The following is a 19,855-nucleotide window of genomic DNA, read 5'->3' on the forward strand; positions in this document are numbered from 1 at the left end:
AATATATGAATAACATAGGAAATATTAAATGTGAAAGAAATTCTTCAGACTTAGTTAAAGCAGCTGTTTCAGGATGGCTTGGAACAGCATTAGAATTTATGGATTTTCAGTTATATTCTTTAGGGGCAGCACTAGTATTTCGTGAAATATTTTTCCCTGAACAATCGGCAATTATGGCTCTAATTTTAGCTATGGGAACCTATGGTGCAGGATACATTGCCCGCATTGTCGGCGCTTTTATCTTTGGAAGAATGGGCGATGCCATAGGTAGAAAAAAAGTATTATTTTTAACAATTACTATGATGGGAATTTGTACAACACTTATCGGTATATTGCCAACTTATGCTCAAGTAGGTATTTTAGCTCCTTTAATGTTGGTTCTCTTACGTATAGTCCAAGGTTTGGGAGCTGGTGCTGAAATTTCTGGAGCGGGTACCATGCTTGCAGAATATGCACCTATAGGGAAAAGAGGTATTATTTCTTCATTAGTTGCAATGGGTACTAATTGTGGCACATTAAGTGCTACTGCAATTTGGGCAGTTATGTTTTTTTTATTAGATAAGGAACAGCTAATTGCATGGGGATGGAGAATACCTTTTCTTGCTAGCGCGATTGTTATGATCTTTGCTATATGGCTCAGAATGAACTTAAAAGAAAGCCCTGTATTTGATGGTGTTAATGATGTAAATACCCAATCAATCAATGATAAACAACCAATCAAACACATTTCATTAATTGAAATGATAAAAAGTAAGTCATTTTGGTTAGCAACTGGTTTACGCTTCGGACAAGCAGGAAATTCAGGGCTAATTCAAACTTTTTTAGCAGGTTACTTAGTGCAGGCTTTATTATTCGAAAAAAGTATACCGACAGATGCTTTAATGATTAGTTCAATTGTAGGATTTGTTACTATTCCTTTCTTAGGATGGTTATCTGACAAAATTGGGCGACGAATTCCATATATTATTTTGACAGTTTCTGCAATTATTCTTGCTTATCCAATGTTATCTATTGTTGTTGATAAAAGTCGTTCTGTTAACACTATAATGTTATGCTTGATTATTATTCATAACATTGCAGTACTAGGGTTATTTGCACTAGAAAATATTACTATGGCTGAAATGTTTGGTGCTCGTAATCGCTTCACTCAAATGGCGATATCTAAAGAAGCTGGAGGTCTTATTGCTGTAGGATTTGGTCCTTTGTTAGCTGGAATTTTCTGTAATATTGTCAACGATTGGTGGCCAATTGTTGTTATGATTATTGTGTATTCTTTTATTGGCTTGATATCAGCGATTTTTATGCCTGAAGTTAAAGATCGTGGTTTATCTGATTTAAATGATGCCGCATTATGATTTAAGGTTTTTAAGGAAAAATAATGAAACTATCAGCAAAAACTATATCACAACTACCTAAAGAGGTAGTTGTACCAAACTATGATAGAAATAAGCTTAAAACTAAAATTGTCCATCTTGGTTTTGGTGCATTTCATCGAGCCCATCAAGCGGTTTTTACCGATATTTTAGCGGCTAAATATGGTAGTGATTGGGGATATTGTGAAGTCAATTTAATCGGTGGTGAAAAGCAAATTGAAGATTTAAAACAGCAAGATTGCTTATTTAGTGTTTGTGAAATGGCTTATGACAATTGGTCAACTCGAGTTGTTGGTGTCGCTAAAGAGGCATTACATGCCGATATAGACGGTATTGCCAAAATATTAGAAGTTATGACGCGCCCTGAAATTGCCATTGTGTCAATAACCGTTACCGAAAAAGGTTATTGCTATTTACCAGCAACGGCATCAATTGATACTAATAATACGCTAATTAAACACGATATTGAAAACCCAACTAAACCAAAAACTGTTCCTGGGGTAATTGTTGAAGCATTATATTTACGTAAAGAAAAAGGGTTAAAACCGTTTACTGTTATGTCTTGTGATAATATGCCAGAAAATGGTCATGTAACGCGGAATGTTGTTTTGGCTTTAGCAAAACAGCGTGATCCAAATTTGGCTAATTGGATAGAACAAAATGTAACGTTTCCTTCGACAATGGTTGATCGAATAGTGCCAGCTGTAACTCCTGAAACTATGGTAAAAATACAAAACCAACTCGGAGGTATAGAAGATCCTGCTGGTGTTGCAGGCGAACCTTTTAAGCAATGGGTGATCGAAGACAATTTTGTTGCTGGTCGACCTGATTGGCAAAAAGCTGGCGCTGAACTAGTTAGCGATGTTTTGCCTTATGAAGAAATGAAATTACGGATGTTAAATGGTAGTCACTCATTTCTAGCTTATTTAGGCTATTTAGCAGGATATTTACATATAGACGAATGTATGCAAGATCTTTTTTATATTAAAGCTGCAAGGCATTTGATGATAAATGAACAGGCAAGCACACTACGAGTAAAAGGTGTTGATTTACAGGCTTATGCCGATTCGTTGCTTGATCGTTACCGTAATACAGGTTTAAAACATCGTACTTGGCAAATAGCCATGGATGGCACTTTAAAGTTACCTCAGCGTATGCTTGATTCAGTCCGTTTTCATTTAGCAAATAATACACCATTTGATTGCTTAGCTTTAGGTATTGCAGCTTGGATGCGGTATGTAAGCGGGACAGATGATGCAGGTAAGGTGATTGAAATAAGTGATCCAATTGCTGATAAGTTAAAAGAGCTAGTAGCAAATAGCCAAGATAATCAAGAACGAGTAAAATCGTTATTGTCATTATCACATGTATTTGGCGATGATCTACCTAACAATCAATATTTTGTTGAGCAGGTGACTAAAGCTTATTTATCTTTGCGGGATATTGGTGCTAAACAGTCAGTAAAACGGTTAGAAAAAATTTCTTAAAGCATTACTAATAAAACTAACATAATTAATAAAAGCAAAGTGTAATTGTCTGCAATGGCGTTACACTTTTCACTTGTACCTCAATTTAGCCCAAACAATCTTTTTATATTGATAGCCATTTATCAAAAAAACTTTTCTTATATTTAAAAATCCCCTACTATTCTTCATAATTTAATTTTTACCTAAGATGATATATGTTTAAATCTGCCGACTTAAATATTTCAGAACCCGTTAATCAACAAATTTACCGTAAATTAAGAAAAGCTATTATTACTTGTCAGGTATTGCCTGGTGTTTTACTTTCAGAAAAAGAAATTTCTAGCCAATTTAATGTTTCAAGGCAACCGGTCAGAGAAGCATTTATTAAGTTAGCCGAAGCAGGACTTGTACAAATTCTTCCCCAACGAGGAACATTTGTCACTAAAATTTCGGTAAAAAAAGTGATGGATGGGCAATTTATTCGAGAGGCTGTTGAATGTGCAATTATTAGACAAACCGCATTAAAAATTAATGACTCAGATATTTTATTACTGCAAAAAAACATTGATGAACAAAAAGAGGCCAATAAACATAAAAATATTCAATCTTTTCTAGAAAAAGATGATGAATTCCACCAAATTTTAATGAACGTAATAGACTGCCAAATGGCATGGGAAACAGTTGAAAATATTAAAGCCATGATGGATCGAGTAAGATTTCTTTCATTAGAAGCAATTTCTCCCCCAGAAGATCTTGTTAAACAACATGAGAAAATTTTAGTAGCTTTAAAAAATCATGACCCAGAACTAGCCGTAATTGCCCAGCACGAACATTTATCTACGATTTTAAAAACAATACAAATTGTTGCTCACCAAAAAAGAGAATGGTTTGTTGATTAGTCTTATTTACAATGATTAGTTATTGTGTAGACTTTTTAAGTCTACACAACAGATCTATTAACTTTTAAGCAATAATTTTTATTCGCTATTTTAGGATATTTTGCGTAAATAACCTAAAACGCCAAAACCTTCTATTGTCCATTTTCCATCTTTAAAAATTAAAGGAAACGTTGCTCTACTGTTTGCATTTGGTCCCGAATTTTGTTGCACAATTTCAATTTCGTTATCAGTCACGTTACTTACAATGGCAACATGTCCATAACTTGTCCAGTTAAGAACAATGATATCATCAACTTTTGGTTTTGTTGGGGAACCATTGTGGAATTGTAATAAATTGCGTTGTCGATTAATTTTTCCATCAGCAACTAACGGATCGAAGAAATCTTTTGCATGTCCATAACTATTAGGCATTTTGTGATTGAATCGTTGATAATAATAACGTTTTATAAATTCAACACATTGATATTTCAGACCTAAGTTATAGCCATCTTTAGCAATATTTCTTCCACTTACATTATAAATACTACCGTTATAATATACTTTCACCCCATTAAATTCATCGATGACATTTCCAATTTTTTGTTCATTAATTTCAATATTGGCAAAAGTACATGAATTAAGTGTATAGTAGCTTAATACTGATAATAGCCAAATTCCAAAAAAAACTTTTTTATATTTCAACAACATGTTTATTTCCATTACTTTAATTATATATTATTAATTATAATTGTTTATTTTTATTAAAAAATAGAATTTAATCAATAATAAAAACATTATTATTCATATATGTAAAATTAAGCTTACAATTTGAAACAAAAATGGGAATTATAAAGTGATTAAAAAAATTAAAATAGATGTTAGTGGCCTTGTTCAAGGTGTTGGATTTCGATTTTTTACTTATCAACAAGCCCAAAAGCTTGGTTTAGTCGGCTATGTTCGAAATTTAGATAATGGTAATGTTGAAATTATTGCACAAGGTGATAGTTTACAAATAGCGAAGTTAACACAATGGATCGAAAATGGTGGTCCTGTTTCGTCGAGAATTTCACATGTCAATATTTGTGAATTATCGCCACAAAACGATTTAACTTCTTTTAATGTTCGATATTAATTTGACAAAAAATAAAGTAAAATACATAAAATCTTGAACGTTATAAATAATAACATTCTTATTAATGTGATTAACATATGTTATGAATAAAAAAAATCTGATTTGTCTTTTACTTCTTATTATTGTTATCGGTGCTTATTTTAATTATCAAAAGGGAGATGAGCCTGCAAACCTATCTACTCAAAATACATTAGATAAGCCGATTTATCAAAGTGATGATATGTTAACCGATATTTATGACTTATCAGGTGAACTTATTTATAAAATTTATTCTAGTCATGTTAGGCATTTTGATGATTCAGGCAATACTGAATTTGATTTACCCAATTTTACATTTTATGATCAAGAACATTTAGCTACATGGCATATTAAAGCAAAAAAAGCGACGCTAACGAATGATAAACATCTTTATCTTTATCAGGATGTTCAGTTAGATAATTTGACGCAAGACGCTCAATTAAAACAAGTAAAAACAGATAATGCAGTGATAGATTTAACTTCACATCTAGTTACATCAAAAGATCCTGTCATTATTAACGGGGTAGGGTTTTATTCAACAGGCATTGGGTTAGCCAGTGATTTGCATACCAAAACGGCTGATATACTTGAAAATGTAAAAACATATTATAATACTGAGGCAAAATAAAACATGGGTTCGTTAAAACAAATTGTTTTTTCATTAATTTTATTATTACCTATCTCTTTGAGTAGTTTTGCGAATGAGCCTTCTAAGCAATCGACAGACACTAAAGAAGAACATAAAATATTTGCTGATAATAAGCCTATTACGATTGATGCAAATAACCAACAAATTGATATTGAAAATAATACAATTACATTTATTGGTAATGTTATTATTGTTCAAGACGGGTTAACCATAAATGCTGATAAAGTTGTTATTACCGACATGCAGGATACGGAAAAACAGAAAATTACAGCTTATGGTAATCCTGTAAACTATAAGCAAATTTTTCCAGAAAAAAATAAAATTGTAACGGGTCATTCTGCTCAAGTGATTTACGATGTAAAACAAAATAATGTTGTTTTACAAGGACATGCTGAGTTATTTCAGCAAGATAATCATATTGTTAGTGATCTGATTACTTATGATGTTAAAAAGCAGCAAATACTTGCGCAACCGGGTAAAAATAGGCGAGTAAAAAGCACTATCATCCCAAATCAAGTTAAAGGGATGAACAAATAAAATGTCAATTTTAAAAGCAGAAAACCTAGCCAAAGTATACAAAAAACGACGTGTAGTTGAAGATGTTAGCTTAACAGTTAATTCAGGTGAAATTGTCGGACTCTTAGGACCAAATGGTGCGGGAAAAACCACCACTTTTTATATGGTGGTTGGTATAGTGACATTAAATGCAGGTAAAATTTACCTTGATGATCATGATATCAGCATTTTACCTTTACACGAACGGGCTCAAAAAGGTATTGGTTATTTACCGCAAGAAGCATCTATTTTTAGAAAACTGTCTGTAATTGATAACATTATGGCAATTTTAGAAACACGCAAAGATATTGATAAAAATGAAAAAATTGATCGTGCTGAAGAATTACTTGAAGAGTTCCATATTACACATATTCGTGACAGTATAGGGCAATCTTTATCGGGGGGGGAAAGACGGCGAGTTGAAATTGCCAGAGCATTAGCGGCTAATCCAAAATTTATTCTGCTTGATGAGCCTTTTGCTGGTGTTGATCCTATTTCAGTCATTGATATCAAAAGTATTATTAAACATTTGCGTGATCGTGGATTGGGTGTATTAATAACAGATCACAATGTGCGTGAAACATTAGATGTTTGTGAACGCGCTTATATTGTCAATAAAGGACATTTAATTGCTGAAGGTTCGCCTAGTGATATCTTAAGTAATGAATATGTAAAACGAGTCTACTTAGGAAATGAATTTAGGTTATGATAAAACCAAGTTTGCAACTGAAAGTTTCGCAACAACTTTCAATGACACCACAATTACAATTGGCGATTCGATTACTCCAGTTGTCAACTTTAGAACTTCAACAAGAGATTCAAACTGCTTTAGAAAATAACCCATTACTTGAAGTTGCCGATCAATATGACGAAATTAACGTTGAACAAAACAATGAAATTGAACATCTTGACACACGTGAAGCTCTAGATAGTCAGGAAATACCCGATAATATTCCACTTGATGCATCGTTAGATGATATTTATACAGCAGGAACTCCCTCTGGAACAAGTTCAGATTACCGTAATGATGAATTACCTATTTATCAAGGTGAAACTCACGAAACATTACATGATTATTTAGAATGGCAATTAGAGCTAACGCCTTTTAGTGATGCAGATAAAGCAATAGCCATTTCAATTATAGAGGCGATTGATGAACGAGGCTATTTGACGGTTTCATTAGATGAAATTTTAGAAGAACAGGGTAATGATGAAATTGAAATTGCCGAAGTTGAAGCTGTATTAAAACGAATTTGGCATTTTGACCCCATTGGTGTTGGTGCAAGATCATTACAAGAATGTTTATCTATTCAAATTCAAAATTTATCCCCTCCACCGCTTGTTAATCAAATAATTAATCAATATTTAGATTTATTAGCGAGTCGTGATTATAGAACCTTAAAAAAAGTATTAAATGCTAGTGATGAACAGTTAAAAGAAGCGGTCAATTTTATTCAACATTTACACCCTTATCCTGGCGAATCAGTAAATACTACGCCACCAGATTATGTTCTACCTGATGTGTTAGTCAAAAAATTGAATGGAAAATGGATTGTTGAATTGAATAATGACACAATGCCTAATCTACGTATTAATCAGCAGTATGCAGCAATGGAAAAGGTAGTAAATGAAAGTGATAGTCAATATATTCGCTCACATTTGCAAGAGGCCAATTGGTTTATTAAAAGTATCAAAAATCGTAATGAAACCTTATTAAAAGTTAGTCAGTTCATTGTTGAGCATCAACAAGCATTTTTTGAGAATGGTGCAGAACATATGAAGCCGATGATTTTATCTGATGTAGCTACTGCTATTGAAATGCATGAATCGACGATTTCTCGCGTAACAACTCAAAAATATCTACAATGCCCGAATGGAATCTATGAACTTAAATTTTTCTTTTCAAGTCATGTTAATACAGATTCTGGTGGTGAAGCTTCATCTACAGCTATTCGTGCTTTAATTAAAAAATACATATCAACAGAAGATAGCAAAAAGCCTTTAAGTGATAGTAAATTGGTATCAATGCTTGAAGAACAAGGTATTATAATTGCAAGAAGAACTGTCGCTAAATATCGTGAGGCGTTATCCATTCCACCATCAAGCCAACGTAAACAGCTTTAAATGTAAAGCTGTTTATAACAACAGATCATTTTAAATGACTTTTTCAGTTTCAATAATCATCATATCTGTAGTAAAAGAACCATCTGCTTGAAGTTCAAAATATTTTTTTGTATCGTCGGCTGCTGTTTTTTGGTAAATTCGTATTGCCTCGATTAACTGTTCAGGAGTACGCATCCGTTTAACCCATGTATCAAAAGAAAGTGTTAAACGATGGCGGGCTATATTATTAATGACGAAACCGGCTTCAGTTAAAAAAGTTAACCACTCACCGGGAGTATAGTCGCGAACATGTGAGGTGTCACGCATGGCTTCAACGGTTTGTAGCCAAATATCTAATACAGGATGACCTGGAGAAACAACATCCATAATAATTAATTTACCACCAGCTTTAGTGATTCGATGGAGCTGACGAATACTTTTGCCCACATCGTGCCAGTGATGTGCTGAATAACGACTTACAACAATATCAAACTGATTATCTGCAAAAGGTGGAAATTCAGCATACCCTTGTTTTACAGAGATATTTTGTAAATCACGGTCTTTAGCTGTTTGCGCTACAATCGATAACATTTCATCTGAAAGATCATAGGCCGTAACATGTTTAACATGTTTTGCTGCAATAAAACTGACATGACCTGCACCACATCCCATATCAAGTAGGTTTGCTTCTGAATGTGGAATAAGGAAGTTAGATAAATATTCAAGATCTGGACCTTGAGCATGTACTTGACTGGTCAAATAAGCATTGGCTTGTTCACCAAACTGTTGTTTCACATTGTCATGATGTGTTGCCATTGTTGATGTTCCTTATTATCGGACGCAAATATGCGTCCAAAATTTAAAGTTAAGCTAAAAATGAAGGAATTTTATGTTCAAAATTACTAATCGCATCTTCATGTTGTAGAGTTAAGCCAATATTATCTAATCCATTTAACAAACAATGACGCTTAAAAGCATCAATTTTAAATGAATATTGTTTATTACCAGCAATAACGACTTCATTGACCAAATCAATGGTAAATTCAATACCTTCATTGGCTTCAACGATTTTGAATAATTCATCAACATCTTCTTCTGATAAATTGACCAACAATAACTGATTGTTAAATGAGTTATTGTAAAAAATATCGGCAAAGCTTGAACCGATAATCGTTTTAAACCCATAATCAGCAAGCGCCCAAGGGGCATGTTCACGCGATGATCCACAACCAAAATTTTCACGCGTAAGTAAAATGCTAGCACCTTTGTAGCGTGGTTTATTTAAAACAAATTCAGGATTAGGTTGCTCGCCAGCATCATCTAAAAAACGCCATTCATGAAAAGCATGTTTACCAAATCCAGTGCGTGTGACTTTTTGTAAAAACTGTTTTGGAATGATCGCATCTGTATCGACATTAGCCGCATCTAAAGGAACAACTAATCCGGTATGTTTTGTAAATTTAGCCATGACAAGTCTCCTTAAAATGGTTTACGAATATCAGTAAAATGACCAGTAATTGCTGCTGCTGCGGCCATTGCTGGGCTAACTAAATGGGTTCTTGCATCGCGCCCTTGGCGACCTTCAAAGTTACGGTTACTGGTTGAAGCACAGCGATCTCCTGGTGCTAATTTATCATCATTCATCGCAAGGCACATTGAACACCCCGGTAAGCGCCACTCAAAACCTGCTTCGATAAAAATTTTATCTAATCCTTCTGCTTCGGCTTGTTCTTTCACCGGTCCTGAACCTGGAACAACTAAAGCTTGCACACCATCAGCTACTTTACGACCTTTAGCAATTTGTGCTGCAGCTCGTAAATCCTCAATACGTGAATTTGTACATGAACCGATAAATACTTTATTAATTTTAATATCAGACATGTTTGTTCCTGCTGTTAATCCCATATAAGCAAGTGCTCGCTCTGCTGAGTTTTTTTCAATAGGATCAGCAAATTCATTTGGGTTTGGTACTTTTGCATCAATTGATGTAACTTGTCCAGGATTAGTTCCCCAAGTGACTTGTGGGGCGATATCTTTTCCTTCTAGTGTAATAACAGAATCAAACTGGGCACCTTCATCAGTTTTTAGCGTCTTCCAATAGGCAACAGCTTTATCAAAATCTTCACCTTTAGGTGAAAATTGACGACCTTTTAGGTATTCAAACGTAACCTCATCTGGTGCAATAATACCGGCTTTCGCCCCCATTTCAATTGCCATATTACATAATGTCATGCGTCCTTCCATGGATAATGATGTAATAGCATCACCACAAAACTCAACCACATGACCTGTACCACCAGCACTAGTGGTTTTACCAATAATGGCTAATATAATGTCTTTGGCCGTAATACCGTTAGCGACTTGCCCTTTAACTTCAATTTTCATGGTTTTAGCTCGACCTTGTTTTAAAGTCTGAGTAGCTAACACATGTTCCACTTCGGAAGTTCCAATACCAAAAGCTAAGGCTCCAAATGCACCATGAGTGGCAGTATGAGAATCACCACATACAATCGTCATGCCCGGTAAAGTCATACCTTGTTCTGGTCCTACAACATGCACAATTCCTCGTAATGGGCTTTGCAAATCATATAACGAAACACCAAACTCTTTGGCATTTTTTGCCAGTTCAGTTAACTGAATTCGTGCCATTTCGCTACATGCGCTAAGATCATTACTTTTTGTTGAAGTGTTATGATCCATGGTTGCAAATGTTTTTTGTGGTTGACGCACTTTACGGTTCATAGCACGTAAACCATCAAACGCTTGAGGTGAAGTTACTTCATGCACTAAATGGCGATCGATATATAAAATAGGCGTCTCGTTTGGCGCTTCATAAACGACATGTGCATCATATAATTTTTGATACAGTGTTTTTGACATTGCATATTCCTTATTATTTTTACAACAAGTACTAAAGACTCAGTTTTATCACATTATTTTATTTTCAGTTATCATTAAACAATGCGCTTAAATCAGTTTACAAATAATATCACCCATTTCATCAGTCGATACGGATTGTTCTTTTTGCGCAAGATCGACGGTGCGATAACCTTGTTCTAATGCTTTATTTACTGCAGTTTCAATGGCGGATGCAATATCGTCACGTTTTAAACTGTAACGGACTAACAACGCCAATGACAAAATTTGCGCAGCAGGATTAGCAATATTTTTACCAGCAATGTCAGGTGCACTACCGCCAGCTGGTTCATATAAACCGAAACCTTGCTCATTAAGGCTAGCAGAAGGTAACATCCCCATAGAGCCAGTTATCATGGCACATTCATCAGACAAAATATCACCAAATAAATTTGAGCATAAGATCACATCAAATTGTGAAGGATCTTTAACAAGTTGCATTGTTGCATTATCAATATACATATGCTCAAGCGCTACATCAGGATAGTTTTTCGCAATTTCTGTCACGACTTCTCGCCATAAAATCGAGGTTTGTAATACATTCGCTTTATCAATTGATGTGACTTTTTTACGACGTAAACGTGCGGCTTCAAAGCCCATTTTGGCGATACGTTCAATTTCAAAACGGTGATACACTTCAGTATCAAATGCCTTTTCTTGAGCACCACTTCCTTCACGTCCTTTTGGCAAACCAAAATAGATACCACCCGTTAACTCGCGCATACATAAAATATCAAAACCACGCCCTGCAATATCGGCACGTAATGGACAAAGATCTTCTAAACCTTGATATAAACGAGCAGGGCGCATATTTGCAAATAATTTGAAGTGTTTACGTAATGGTAATAACGCGCCACGTTCGGGTTGCTTTTCAGGTGGTAGATTTGTCCATTTTGGACCACCAACCGAACCAAATAAAATAGCATCGGCTTTTTCGCATCCTTCTAGTGTTTCTTTCGGTAGTGGACAGCCGTGAATATCAATCGCGGCACCACCAACATCATATTCACTAGTGGTGATTGAAAGTTGATATTTTTGGCGGATAACATCTAATACTTTATAGGCTTGTTTCATTACTTCTGGGCCAATGCCATCGCCGGGTAATACTGCTATATGGTAGTTTTGTGACATTTTTTATTCCTTTACAATCTCATTTAATTTGCTTGTTTTGCTATTAAGCGAGCAAAACAAATTATTTTTTAATCTTGGTGTAATTTTTGTTTTTCTTGTGCAACTTGGTTTGCTCGATAGACATTATTTAACACATTAATTAAGGCCAAAGCGGATGAGTGAACAATATCGGTTGCTAGTCCAACGCCATGGAATTTACGGCCTTTATAATCAGCAACAATATCCACTTGCCCTAAAGCGTTTTCACCTTGTCCTTTAGAGGCTAATTGATATTTAACGATCGAAATCGGCTCGCCAGTAATTCGGTTGATTGCTTGATAAACCGCATCAACAGGGCCATTACCGGTTGCGGCATCAGAAAATTTTTCATCTCCAATGATAAGGCTGACTGATGCGGTAGACACAACAGTAGAGCCTGATTGCACATTAAAGTAATCTAAAACATAATGCTCTTTTTCATCTTTTAATTGATTGATAAAGATTAACGCTTCTAGATCATAATCAAACACTTGACCTTTTTTATCTGCAAGCTCTAAAAATGATGCATAGACTTGATCCAAGTTATAGTCTTTATCGTGATAACCAAGTTCTTTTAAACGATGTTTAACAGCAGCACGCCCAGAGCGTGAAGTTAGGTTCAATTGGATTTGATTTAAACCAATTGATTCAGGTGTCATAATTTCATAGGTTTCACGATTTTTAAGCACACCATCTTGATGGATGCCAGAAGAATGAGCAAAAGCATTGCTACCTATAACGGCTTTATTTGCAGGGATTGGAGTATTCGTGATTTGGCTAACAATTTGGCTAGTACGATAAATTTCTTGATGATTAATATTGGTGTGAACATTTAAGATATTTTGGCGAACTTTTATTGCCATAATGACTTCTTCAAGTGCGGTATTACCCGCACGTTCACCTAAACCATTCATCGCACCTTCAATTTGCCGAGCACCTTCTTGAACCGCGCTAATCGAGTTAGCCACCGACATGCCCAAGTCATCATGGCAATGAACAGAGATAATCGCCTTATCAATGTTCGGGACACGTTCAAATAGGGTATGAATAATGCCACCAAATTGATAAGGGACAGTATAACCGACAGTATCTGGAATATTGATTGTTGTTGCCCCTGCTTTAATTGCTGCTTCAACGATCCGACATAAGTTATCAATTGGGGTACGGCCTGCATCTTCACAAGAAAACTCCACATCATTAGTATAATTACGTGCACGCTTAATACAGTGCACAGCCCGTTCAATGACATCCTCAAATGTCATTTTTAATTTATCTTTAACATGTAATGTTGAGGTCGCCATAAAAGTATGAATACGAAACTGATCGGCCACTCTTAAGGCTTCTGCTGCAACATCAATATCTTTATCAACACAACGAGACAAAGCACAAACACGACTATCTTTAATGGTTTTTGCAATGGTTTGAACCGACTCAAAGTCACCAGGCGATGAAACAGGAAAGCCAACTTCCATCACATCGACTCGCATTCTTTCTAACGCAAGTGCGATTTGTAACTTTTCTTTAACACTTAAACTTGCTTGCAATGCCTGTTCGCCATCACGTAATGTTGTATCAAAAATAATGACTTGATCGCTCATTGTTTTTCCTTTTATATATTTTAGCGCTAGCTCGGTATTTCAAGTTATGAAAACAAAAAAACCCGCACTTTAGCGCGGGTTCTTGATTTGTTGAGATATTTATTAAATAACTTCTTTACTCCACACACAAGCTATCCGCGCAAGTTGATGCGAGGAGGAGGCTGAGGTTAAGTGATAAAAAGCTAATAAACATAATAATCTCTGATTTCGTTTTTATTAAAATAGACTAAACTAGTAATACTTTTACCAAATGATATTATTTATGTCAATGATTATTTCCTTCAATCTTAATACAGCCTAATTTTTTAAGTCATAAAAATTTTTAAATCATAAAAATTAAGTAACAATCGTAGATAGATTATTTAACAAATCTATTAAAATGATAAGTTGAGATGTAATTTAACCTAATTATAATAATTAAAAGCACAACATCATGAGGGGATAACCATGAATATCGTTGATATTTCACAAAACCGCTATACCACCAAACATTACGACGAAACAAAAAAAATTCCTGCCAATCAGTTGGAACAATTGTTAACAGTTTTAAGAAACAGTCCATCGTCTGTAAATTCTCAGCCGTGGCATTTTTATGTTATTGATAATGATGTGGCAAAAAATAAAATTTTACCGGCTATACTTGAATTTAATCAACCAAGAGTGACGGGTGCTTCACATACTATTGTTTTTTGCATTAAAACACCATTAGACGACGCCCATTTAGTTAATCTACTCAATCAAGAAGATAAAGACGGTAGATACCCGTCAGCCGATCTTAAACAAGCACAAGATCAAGGTCGTAGGCACTTTGTAAAGCTCAATAGTACAACCAGTGAATCACAACAATGTTGGGAAAGTAAACAAGCTTATATTGCATTGGGGCAACTGCTTTTTGCTGCAGCGGCAATTGGTATTGACTCAACAGCTATTGAAGGATATGACGCCGAAAAAATGGATGAAATATTAGATCTTAAAAGCAAAGGATTGAAAAGTGTAGTTGTTGTAACATTAGGCTATCGCGCTGAAAATGACGGCAATGCACATCGTCCAAAATCACGCCTACCTAAAGAACAAATTATCACGTTTTTATAAAATAAATTGAAATATCCTCCGTATTAATTGTACTAAGATATGGTGGATATTTTTGTTTACTATTCTAACTAAATATACTCGCTGTTATTAAAATAACAACATAATATTTAAATTTTTATAAATATTTGCAATAATTTTGGGGTTATATAATAGTATTTAGTTAAAAATAACTAATTGTTTTTATGAATATAATTTATTAATAATATTTTACCTAATCATTTTAGGAATTTTGTTATGAATTTATCCCAACCGCATAAACCTATACTTTCATTTGGAATGATACTTTTAATGGCTATTGCTGTTGGTATCACCGTTGCCAGTAATTATTATGCTTTACCATTATTACATTCAATAACCGAAGATTTAAATATTTCTGTTGATCGTGCTGGTTCTATTATGACAACGGCTCAGTTTAGTTATGCTTTAGGTCTATTATTTATTGCACCTTTAGGCGATAAAATTGAGCGTAAAACTTTAATTATTGCTTTAATGTTATTAACAATAGTAGGTTTGTTAATTAGTGGGCTTTCTCATTCATTGACATTATTAATTGTTGGCACGGCAATCACAGGGCTATTTTCGGCAGTAGCACAAGTATTATTGCCATTTGCTGCAACTTTGGCTAAGCCTAGTCATAAAGGTAAAGTTGTAGGTGTGATAATGAGTGGAATGTTATTAGGCATTTTACTTGGACGTACTTTTGCTGGTGCAATTTCTACATTAATGGATTGGCGAATGGTCTATTTAATTGCTGCCAGTTGCATGGTGGTAATTACATTGTTATTTATATATTTACTGCCACGTTATAAAAGTAACAACACTATTGAATATTGGCCGCTTATTGGCTCTATTTTTATGCTTCTATTACGCAATAGTTCTTTGCGAGTTTTCGCCATAATTGGTAGTTTATCTTTTGCTTTATTTTGTTTATTTTGGACGCCATTAACATTTTTATTGAGTCATCCTCCTTATAAGTATTCCGATTTTATTATTGGTCTATTTGGACTAGCAGGTAGTGTAAGTGCATTAGGATCACCCATCGTCGGTAAATTATCAGATAAAGGAAAAGGTAGTTGGTTAATTCTTTCTGGATTAGGAGTACTGTTATTTTCATGGCTACCAATATCCTTCGCCCCGTCATCAATCATTGTCTTAATTATTGGTATTATGCTAATCAATTTAGCCGCACAGATAACACATGTATCTTGCTTAAATGCAATTTATCAAAACGATCCACATATGGCGACCAGAATGAACGTAGGTTATATGTTATGTTATTTTATTGGTGGAACAGTAGGGTCATTATGTTCCACTTATTTATTTAACCATTATGGATGGCTCGCTGTGGCTATTGCTGGTGCTTTACTTTCTCTTATGGCAATTTTCATTTGGATATTCTATTTAATCAAAAATAGAGTAAAAGAGTAAATAGATATACATAATATTCCATTAAATCAAACGATAATAAATTATCACTAGATTCGAATAAAAGAATCGTTACAATATCATTCTTATTGTTTTTAAATTACGGAAAATGACATGGCGCAATATGTTTATACTATGAATCGAGTGGGGAAGATTGTTCCTCCTAAACGCTATATTTTAAAAGATATTTCTTTAAGCTTTTTCCCGGGGGCTAAAATTGGTGTGCTGGGTTTAAATGGTGCGGGTAAATCCACTTTACTGCGAATTATGGCAGGGGTTGATACCGAAATCGAAGGCGAAGCACGCCCACAGCCGGGAATTAAAATTGGTTATTTACCCCAAGAACCGAAATTAGATCCTAAACAAACCGTGCGCGAAGCTGTAGAGCAAGCGGTTGGTGATGCTAAAAGAGCGCTAGCTCGATTAGACGAAGTCTATGCTGCTTATGCTGATCCTGATGCTGATTTTGACAAATTAGCCAAGGAACAGGCTGAGCTTGAAGCCATTATTCAAACGCAAGATGCTCATAACCTTGATAACCAATTAGAGCGAGCTGCCGACGCACTACGTTTACCTGATTGGGATGCTAAAATCGAAAACTTATCGGGCGGTGAGCGTCGTCGAGTGGCAATTTGTCAATTATTACTTGAAAAGCCAGATATGTTACTTATTGACGAACCAACTAACCATTTGGATGCCGAATCGGTGGCTTGGCTCGAACGATTCTTACATGATTATGAAGGTACGGTAGTTGCCGTTACCCATGACCGTTACTTTTTAGATAACGTTGCAGGTTGGATTTTAGAGCTAGACCGTGGCGAAGGTATTCCATGGGAAGGTAACTACTCGTCTTGGTTGGAACAAAAAGATCAGCGTCTAGCGCAAGAAGCGGCAACGGAATCAGCTCGTCGTAAATCAATCGAAAAAGAACTTGAATGGGTGCGTCAAAATCCAAAAGGTCGTCAAGCTAAAAGCAAAGCCCGTTTAGCGCGTTTTGAAGAATTAAACAGCAACGATTACCAAAAACGTAACGAAACTAACGAGCTCTTTATTCCACCTGGGCAACGTTTAGGCGATAAAGTGATTGAGGTAAACAACCTCACTAAATCGTATGGCGACCGTGTACTGATTGATAACTTATCTTTTAGTATTCCTAAAGGAGCGATTGTCGGTATTATTGGTCCAAATGGTGCAGGAAAGTCAACGCTATTTAGAATGCTATCAGGCAAAGAGCAACCCGATTCAGGTACTATTAGCTTAGGTGACACAGTGCAGCTTGCTTCGGTTGACCAGTTCCGTGACAGTATGGACGACAAAAAAACCGTTTGGGACGAAATTTCAAATGGTCAAGACATTATGCGCATTGGTAATTTTGAAATACCAAGCCGTGCTTATGTAGGGCGTTTTAATTTTAAAGGTGTTGATCAGCAAAAACGAGTGGGTGAGCTATCGGGTGGTGAACGTGGGCGAGTGCATTTAGCTAAATTATTACAAGTGGGCGGTAATGTATTATTACTTGACGAACCGACGAATGATTTAGATGTCGAAACCTTACGAGCACTTGAAAACGCACTCCTTGAATTCCCGGGTTGCGCTTTAGTGATATCACATGACCGTTGGTTCTTAGATCGCATTGCCACACATATTTTAGATTACCAAGACGAAGGGCATGTAGAATTCTTTGAAGGTAACTTTACCGAATATGAAGAATGGAAAAAACGCACGCTTGGTGCTGAAGCGCTTGAACCAAAACGAGCTAAATATAAGCGAATTGCTAAATAGTTCACTTTTATACCATTCCGTCAATTAATCTTGACGGAATGGTTTGATCTTCCTGATATTGATCTCAAAAAATAGCTAAACAAACGCTTTAGACGTTTTAATAATTTTGGCAAAAGTATCCATTAGCAAACGAGGTATAGCATCTATACCTCGTAATTTGGCATCGTCACAAACCGCAATAGCTAAATCAGGTTTTGAGCTTTTATGGATCGCTTTTTGTATAATTTGGTGTACCGGCAGATCAATATGCTGTGTGGTATTATAAGCAGCAAGTTTATAGACATGACTAAATCCATGCTTAAATAAAAAATTTTCAATATCTCGTGCCGGTAAAACGGTTAAGTGAGCATTAGGATTTTTATCTTCGCCACATAACGATTTTACGGTATCGGCATATTTTTTACCTGCCATATCTCCATCGGTAATGACATACCAATGAATCCCCATTTTATTGGCATATTTTATAAGCGGTTTTAAACCACACTGAGCAAACTCAATAAGTTGAACACCTTCTGAACTCAAATGATAACCACTCTGTTCCGCCAATTCACGCAATAGCCAAACTTCGGTTTCCCCCTCAACTAACAGCCAACAACGGGCAAATAAAGCACTGGCACGACGGTAAAAAATATGGAATAAAATTCGCCGACTATCATCAACGCCAAAAGATTGGGGAGTAATATATTTGGGCACAATTTTATCGGGTAGGCGAATTAATCGATACAGACACTCTAAAGGAAATAACGAAACCAAATCACTCGAATTAGACGTAATGATTTTTTGCGTTGGTAGATGTTTCAACAACCGAAAGCCAACCGACAAAATAATCGGATGCAACTGGCTTTCAGGCTCTTCTAAAATTAAAATAGGCACAGCGTGTTGTGAAAGCGTATTATGCCCTTTGGCATTAACAATCGCCCCTAAAATGCCCAGTAATGCGGTACGCAAATAATCGTTATCAAGATCATCTAATACATTATTAATACGCTCCAGCGAATCCCAATCTTCGCTACGTGGTGAGCTGTTTTGGGCTACATGCTTATAATGGTAACGGTGCTCCTGATCGGCAAAATAATACTCCAAAAGTGCTCTTGCAGCTTGCAAACCGCGGTGCAACTCATCAGGTGTTATTTGGGTCGAATAGGCTTTTAATTGCTCACAGAGTTGCGAAGTATAGTATTCCGATAAAGGTTGATTGGTTATGGGTAAGTTTTGTGGACTAATCGAACTTTTCAACGCCATAACAGGATTAAGACCTATTAAATGGGCAATTAATGATTTATGATCAGCAAACGCTAATGCCCTTTGTTGTAAGTCCACCAACGCATGTTGAGTTATAATCTTATTGGTTTGTTTATTTGCGGTAATAAGATAAGTAATTCGGCGCCGTTTATCTTGATCAACAGGGAAAGCCGCAGGTAATAATGGTTGATAAATGGGGTTGTTAAGCTCATTAAAATAGGATTCACAATAGGTAATTTTAATCACAATCTTATTGCCATAGACATCGTATTGATCGTGATAAAAATCAGAATCCACAAATTGATAAAACTGATTATCAAGCGACAACAATTGCAACGCACTAATTAAACTTGAACGCCCCCAACGGTTTTCACCCATTAGCACGCTAGCACTTGGATTCAAGGTTAAAGATAGTGCTTTGATACCTTTAAATCCTGAAATATCCATTTGCTCAATAAACATGGTACCTCCTTATTT

18 protein-coding genes are annotated in these 19,855 nt (G+C 35.5%); 11 read left to right on the plus strand and 7 right to left on the minus strand.

The features are described 5' to 3' along the window. Positions 1 to 5 precede the first annotated feature (5 nt). The 3 genes from GQ589_RS00405 (at position 6) to GQ589_RS00415 (ending at position 3,738) form a co-directional block, all read left to right on the plus strand. Positions 6 to 1,355, plus strand: coding sequence for an MFS transporter (locus tag GQ589_RS00405; protein ID WP_160423865.1), 1,350 nt, complete (start codon positions 6 to 8; stop codon positions 1,353 to 1,355). A 23-nt stretch (positions 1,356 to 1,378) separates the two neighbouring features. Further along, complete coding sequence (locus GQ589_RS00410; RefSeq protein WP_160423867.1) at positions 1,379 to 2,860, plus strand: mannitol dehydrogenase family protein; 1,482 nt, start codon at positions 1,379 to 1,381, stop codon at positions 2,858 to 2,860. A gap of 194 nt (positions 2,861 to 3,054) precedes the next feature. Continuing rightward, the gene (locus GQ589_RS00415; RefSeq protein ID WP_160423869.1) at positions 3,055 to 3,738 is read left to right on the plus strand and encodes a GntR family transcriptional regulator; all 684 of its coding nucleotides are present in this window, start codon (positions 3,055 to 3,057) and stop codon (positions 3,736 to 3,738) included. 90 nt (positions 3,739 to 3,828) lie between these two features. Here the strand turns inward: GQ589_RS00415 and GQ589_RS00420 are convergent, their stop codons facing one another. Continuing rightward, a complete protein-coding gene (locus GQ589_RS00420) occupies positions 3,829 to 4,425 on the minus strand; it encodes a CHAP domain-containing protein (protein ID WP_160423871.1) in 597 nt (198 codons plus the stop codon). Between the two features lie 145 nt (positions 4,426 to 4,570). Here GQ589_RS00420 and yccX point away from each other — a divergent pair, with 145 nt between their 5' ends. The 5 genes from yccX (at position 4,571) to GQ589_RS00445 (ending at position 8,195) form a co-directional block, all read left to right on the plus strand. Then, positions 4,571 to 4,849, plus strand: a complete 279-nt coding sequence (gene yccX / locus GQ589_RS00425; protein ID WP_160411112.1) for an acylphosphatase — start codon at positions 4,571 to 4,573, stop codon at positions 4,847 to 4,849. 82 nt (positions 4,850 to 4,931) lie between these two features. Next, the gene (gene lptC, locus GQ589_RS00430) at positions 4,932 to 5,495 is read left to right on the plus strand and encodes an LPS export ABC transporter periplasmic protein LptC (protein ID WP_160423873.1); all 564 of its coding nucleotides are present in this window, start codon (positions 4,932 to 4,934) and stop codon (positions 5,493 to 5,495) included. Between the two features lie 3 nt (positions 5,496 to 5,498). Next, entirely contained in the window at positions 5,499 to 6,053 is a 555-nt protein-coding gene (gene lptA / locus GQ589_RS00435) for a lipopolysaccharide transport periplasmic protein LptA (protein WP_160411114.1), read from the plus strand. A 1-nt stretch (position 6,054) separates the two neighbouring features. After that, complete coding sequence (gene lptB / locus GQ589_RS00440; protein ID WP_160401299.1) at positions 6,055 to 6,780, plus strand: LPS export ABC transporter ATP-binding protein; 726 nt, start codon at positions 6,055 to 6,057, stop codon at positions 6,778 to 6,780. Then, the gene (locus GQ589_RS00445; RefSeq protein ID WP_160411267.1) at positions 6,780 to 8,195 is read left to right on the plus strand and encodes an RNA polymerase factor sigma-54; all 1,416 of its coding nucleotides are present in this window, start codon (positions 6,780 to 6,782) and stop codon (positions 8,193 to 8,195) included. The genes lptB and GQ589_RS00445 overlap by 1 nt, the downstream gene beginning before the upstream one ends. Positions 8,196 to 8,225: 30 nt before the next feature. Here the strand turns inward: GQ589_RS00445 and GQ589_RS00450 are convergent, their stop codons facing one another. The 5 genes from GQ589_RS00450 to leuA all read right to left on the minus strand — a co-directional run bounded on the left by GQ589_RS00450 (position 8,226) and on the right by leuA (position 13,837). Further along, complete coding sequence (locus GQ589_RS00450) at positions 8,226 to 8,990, minus strand: class I SAM-dependent methyltransferase (protein WP_160411115.1); 765 nt, start codon at positions 8,988 to 8,990, stop codon at positions 8,226 to 8,228. Between the two features lie 49 nt (positions 8,991 to 9,039). Then, positions 9,040 to 9,642 (minus strand): 3-isopropylmalate dehydratase small subunit, encoded by a 603-nt coding sequence (leuD, locus tag GQ589_RS00455; protein WP_160411116.1) that lies wholly within the window; start codon positions 9,640 to 9,642, stop codon positions 9,040 to 9,042. Positions 9,643 to 9,653: 11 nt separating this feature from the next. Then, positions 9,654 to 11,054: a 3-isopropylmalate dehydratase large subunit gene (leuC, locus tag GQ589_RS00460; protein WP_160423875.1), complete on the minus strand. Its 1,401-nt coding sequence runs from the start codon at positions 11,052 to 11,054 to the stop codon at positions 9,654 to 9,656. 87 nt (positions 11,055 to 11,141) lie between these two features. After that, a complete protein-coding gene (leuB, locus tag GQ589_RS00465; protein ID WP_160423877.1) occupies positions 11,142 to 12,221 on the minus strand; it encodes a 3-isopropylmalate dehydrogenase in 1,080 nt (359 codons plus the stop codon). A 68-nt stretch (positions 12,222 to 12,289) separates the two neighbouring features. Further along, complete coding sequence (leuA, locus tag GQ589_RS00470) at positions 12,290 to 13,837, minus strand: 2-isopropylmalate synthase (RefSeq protein WP_160423879.1); 1,548 nt, start codon at positions 13,835 to 13,837, stop codon at positions 12,290 to 12,292. A gap of 447 nt (positions 13,838 to 14,284) precedes the next feature. Between leuA and nfsB the strand changes: the two genes are divergently transcribed. The 3 genes from nfsB (at position 14,285) to ettA (ending at position 18,136) form a co-directional block, all read left to right on the plus strand. Then, on the plus strand, positions 14,285 to 14,929 hold the full coding sequence (nfsB, locus tag GQ589_RS00475; RefSeq protein ID WP_160411117.1) for an oxygen-insensitive NAD(P)H nitroreductase: 645 nt from the start codon (positions 14,285 to 14,287) through the stop codon (positions 14,927 to 14,929). A gap of 234 nt (positions 14,930 to 15,163) precedes the next feature. Then, on the plus strand, positions 15,164 to 16,357 hold the full coding sequence (locus GQ589_RS00480) for an MFS transporter (protein WP_160411118.1): 1,194 nt from the start codon (positions 15,164 to 15,166) through the stop codon (positions 16,355 to 16,357). A gap of 111 nt (positions 16,358 to 16,468) precedes the next feature. Next, positions 16,469 to 18,136: an energy-dependent translational throttle protein EttA gene (gene ettA, locus GQ589_RS00485; protein WP_160401291.1), complete on the plus strand. Its 1,668-nt coding sequence runs from the start codon at positions 16,469 to 16,471 to the stop codon at positions 18,134 to 18,136. Between the two features lie 75 nt (positions 18,137 to 18,211). On the opposite strand, the gene GQ589_RS00490 is transcribed toward ettA, so the two are convergent. Next, positions 18,212 to 19,840, minus strand: a complete 1,629-nt coding sequence (locus tag GQ589_RS00490; protein ID WP_160423881.1) for a DUF2813 domain-containing protein — start codon at positions 19,838 to 19,840, stop codon at positions 18,212 to 18,214. Between the last annotated feature and the right edge of the window lie 15 nt (positions 19,841 to 19,855).

The organism is Gilliamella sp. Pas-s27 (assembly GCF_009795865.1).
In the GTDB taxonomy this organism is placed as follows: domain Bacteria; phylum Pseudomonadota; class Gammaproteobacteria; order Enterobacterales; family Orbaceae; genus Gilliamella.

Coding starts and splice junctions, on each gene's coding strand:
- GQ589_RS00405 (WP_160423865.1), top strand. CDS start 6: ATGAATAACATAGGAAATATTAAATGTGAAAGAAATTCTTCAGACTTA.
- GQ589_RS00410 (WP_160423867.1), top strand. CDS start 1,379: ATGAAACTATCAGCAAAAACTATATCACAACTACCTAAAGAGGTAGTT.
- GQ589_RS00415 (WP_160423869.1), top strand. CDS start 3,055: ATGTTTAAATCTGCCGACTTAAATATTTCAGAACCCGTTAATCAACAA.
- GQ589_RS00420 (WP_160423871.1), bottom strand. CDS start 4,425: ATGTTGTTGAAATATAAAAAAGTTTTTTTTGGAATTTGGCTATTATCA.
- lptC (WP_160423873.1), top strand. CDS start 4,932: ATGAATAAAAAAAATCTGATTTGTCTTTTACTTCTTATTATTGTTATC.
- lptA (WP_160411114.1), top strand. CDS start 5,499: ATGGGTTCGTTAAAACAAATTGTTTTTTCATTAATTTTATTATTACCT.
- lptB (WP_160401299.1), top strand. CDS start 6,055: ATGTCAATTTTAAAAGCAGAAAACCTAGCCAAAGTATACAAAAAACGA.
- GQ589_RS00450 (WP_160411115.1), bottom strand. CDS start 8,990: ATGGCAACACATCATGACAATGTGAAACAACAGTTTGGTGAACAAGCC.
- leuD (WP_160411116.1), bottom strand. CDS start 9,642: ATGGCTAAATTTACAAAACATACCGGATTAGTTGTTCCTTTAGATGCG.
- leuC (WP_160423875.1), bottom strand. CDS start 11,054: ATGTCAAAAACACTGTATCAAAAATTATATGATGCACATGTCGTTTAT.
- leuB (WP_160423877.1), bottom strand. CDS start 12,221: ATGTCACAAAACTACCATATAGCAGTATTACCCGGCGATGGCATTGGC.
- leuA (WP_160423879.1), bottom strand. CDS start 13,837: ATGAGCGATCAAGTCATTATTTTTGATACAACATTACGTGATGGCGAA.
- nfsB (WP_160411117.1), top strand. CDS start 14,285: ATGAATATCGTTGATATTTCACAAAACCGCTATACCACCAAACATTAC.
- GQ589_RS00480 (WP_160411118.1), top strand. CDS start 15,164: ATGAATTTATCCCAACCGCATAAACCTATACTTTCATTTGGAATGATA.
- ettA (WP_160401291.1), top strand. CDS start 16,469: ATGGCGCAATATGTTTATACTATGAATCGAGTGGGGAAGATTGTTCCT.
- GQ589_RS00490 (WP_160423881.1), bottom strand. CDS start 19,840: ATGTTTATTGAGCAAATGGATATTTCAGGATTTAAAGGTATCAAAGCA.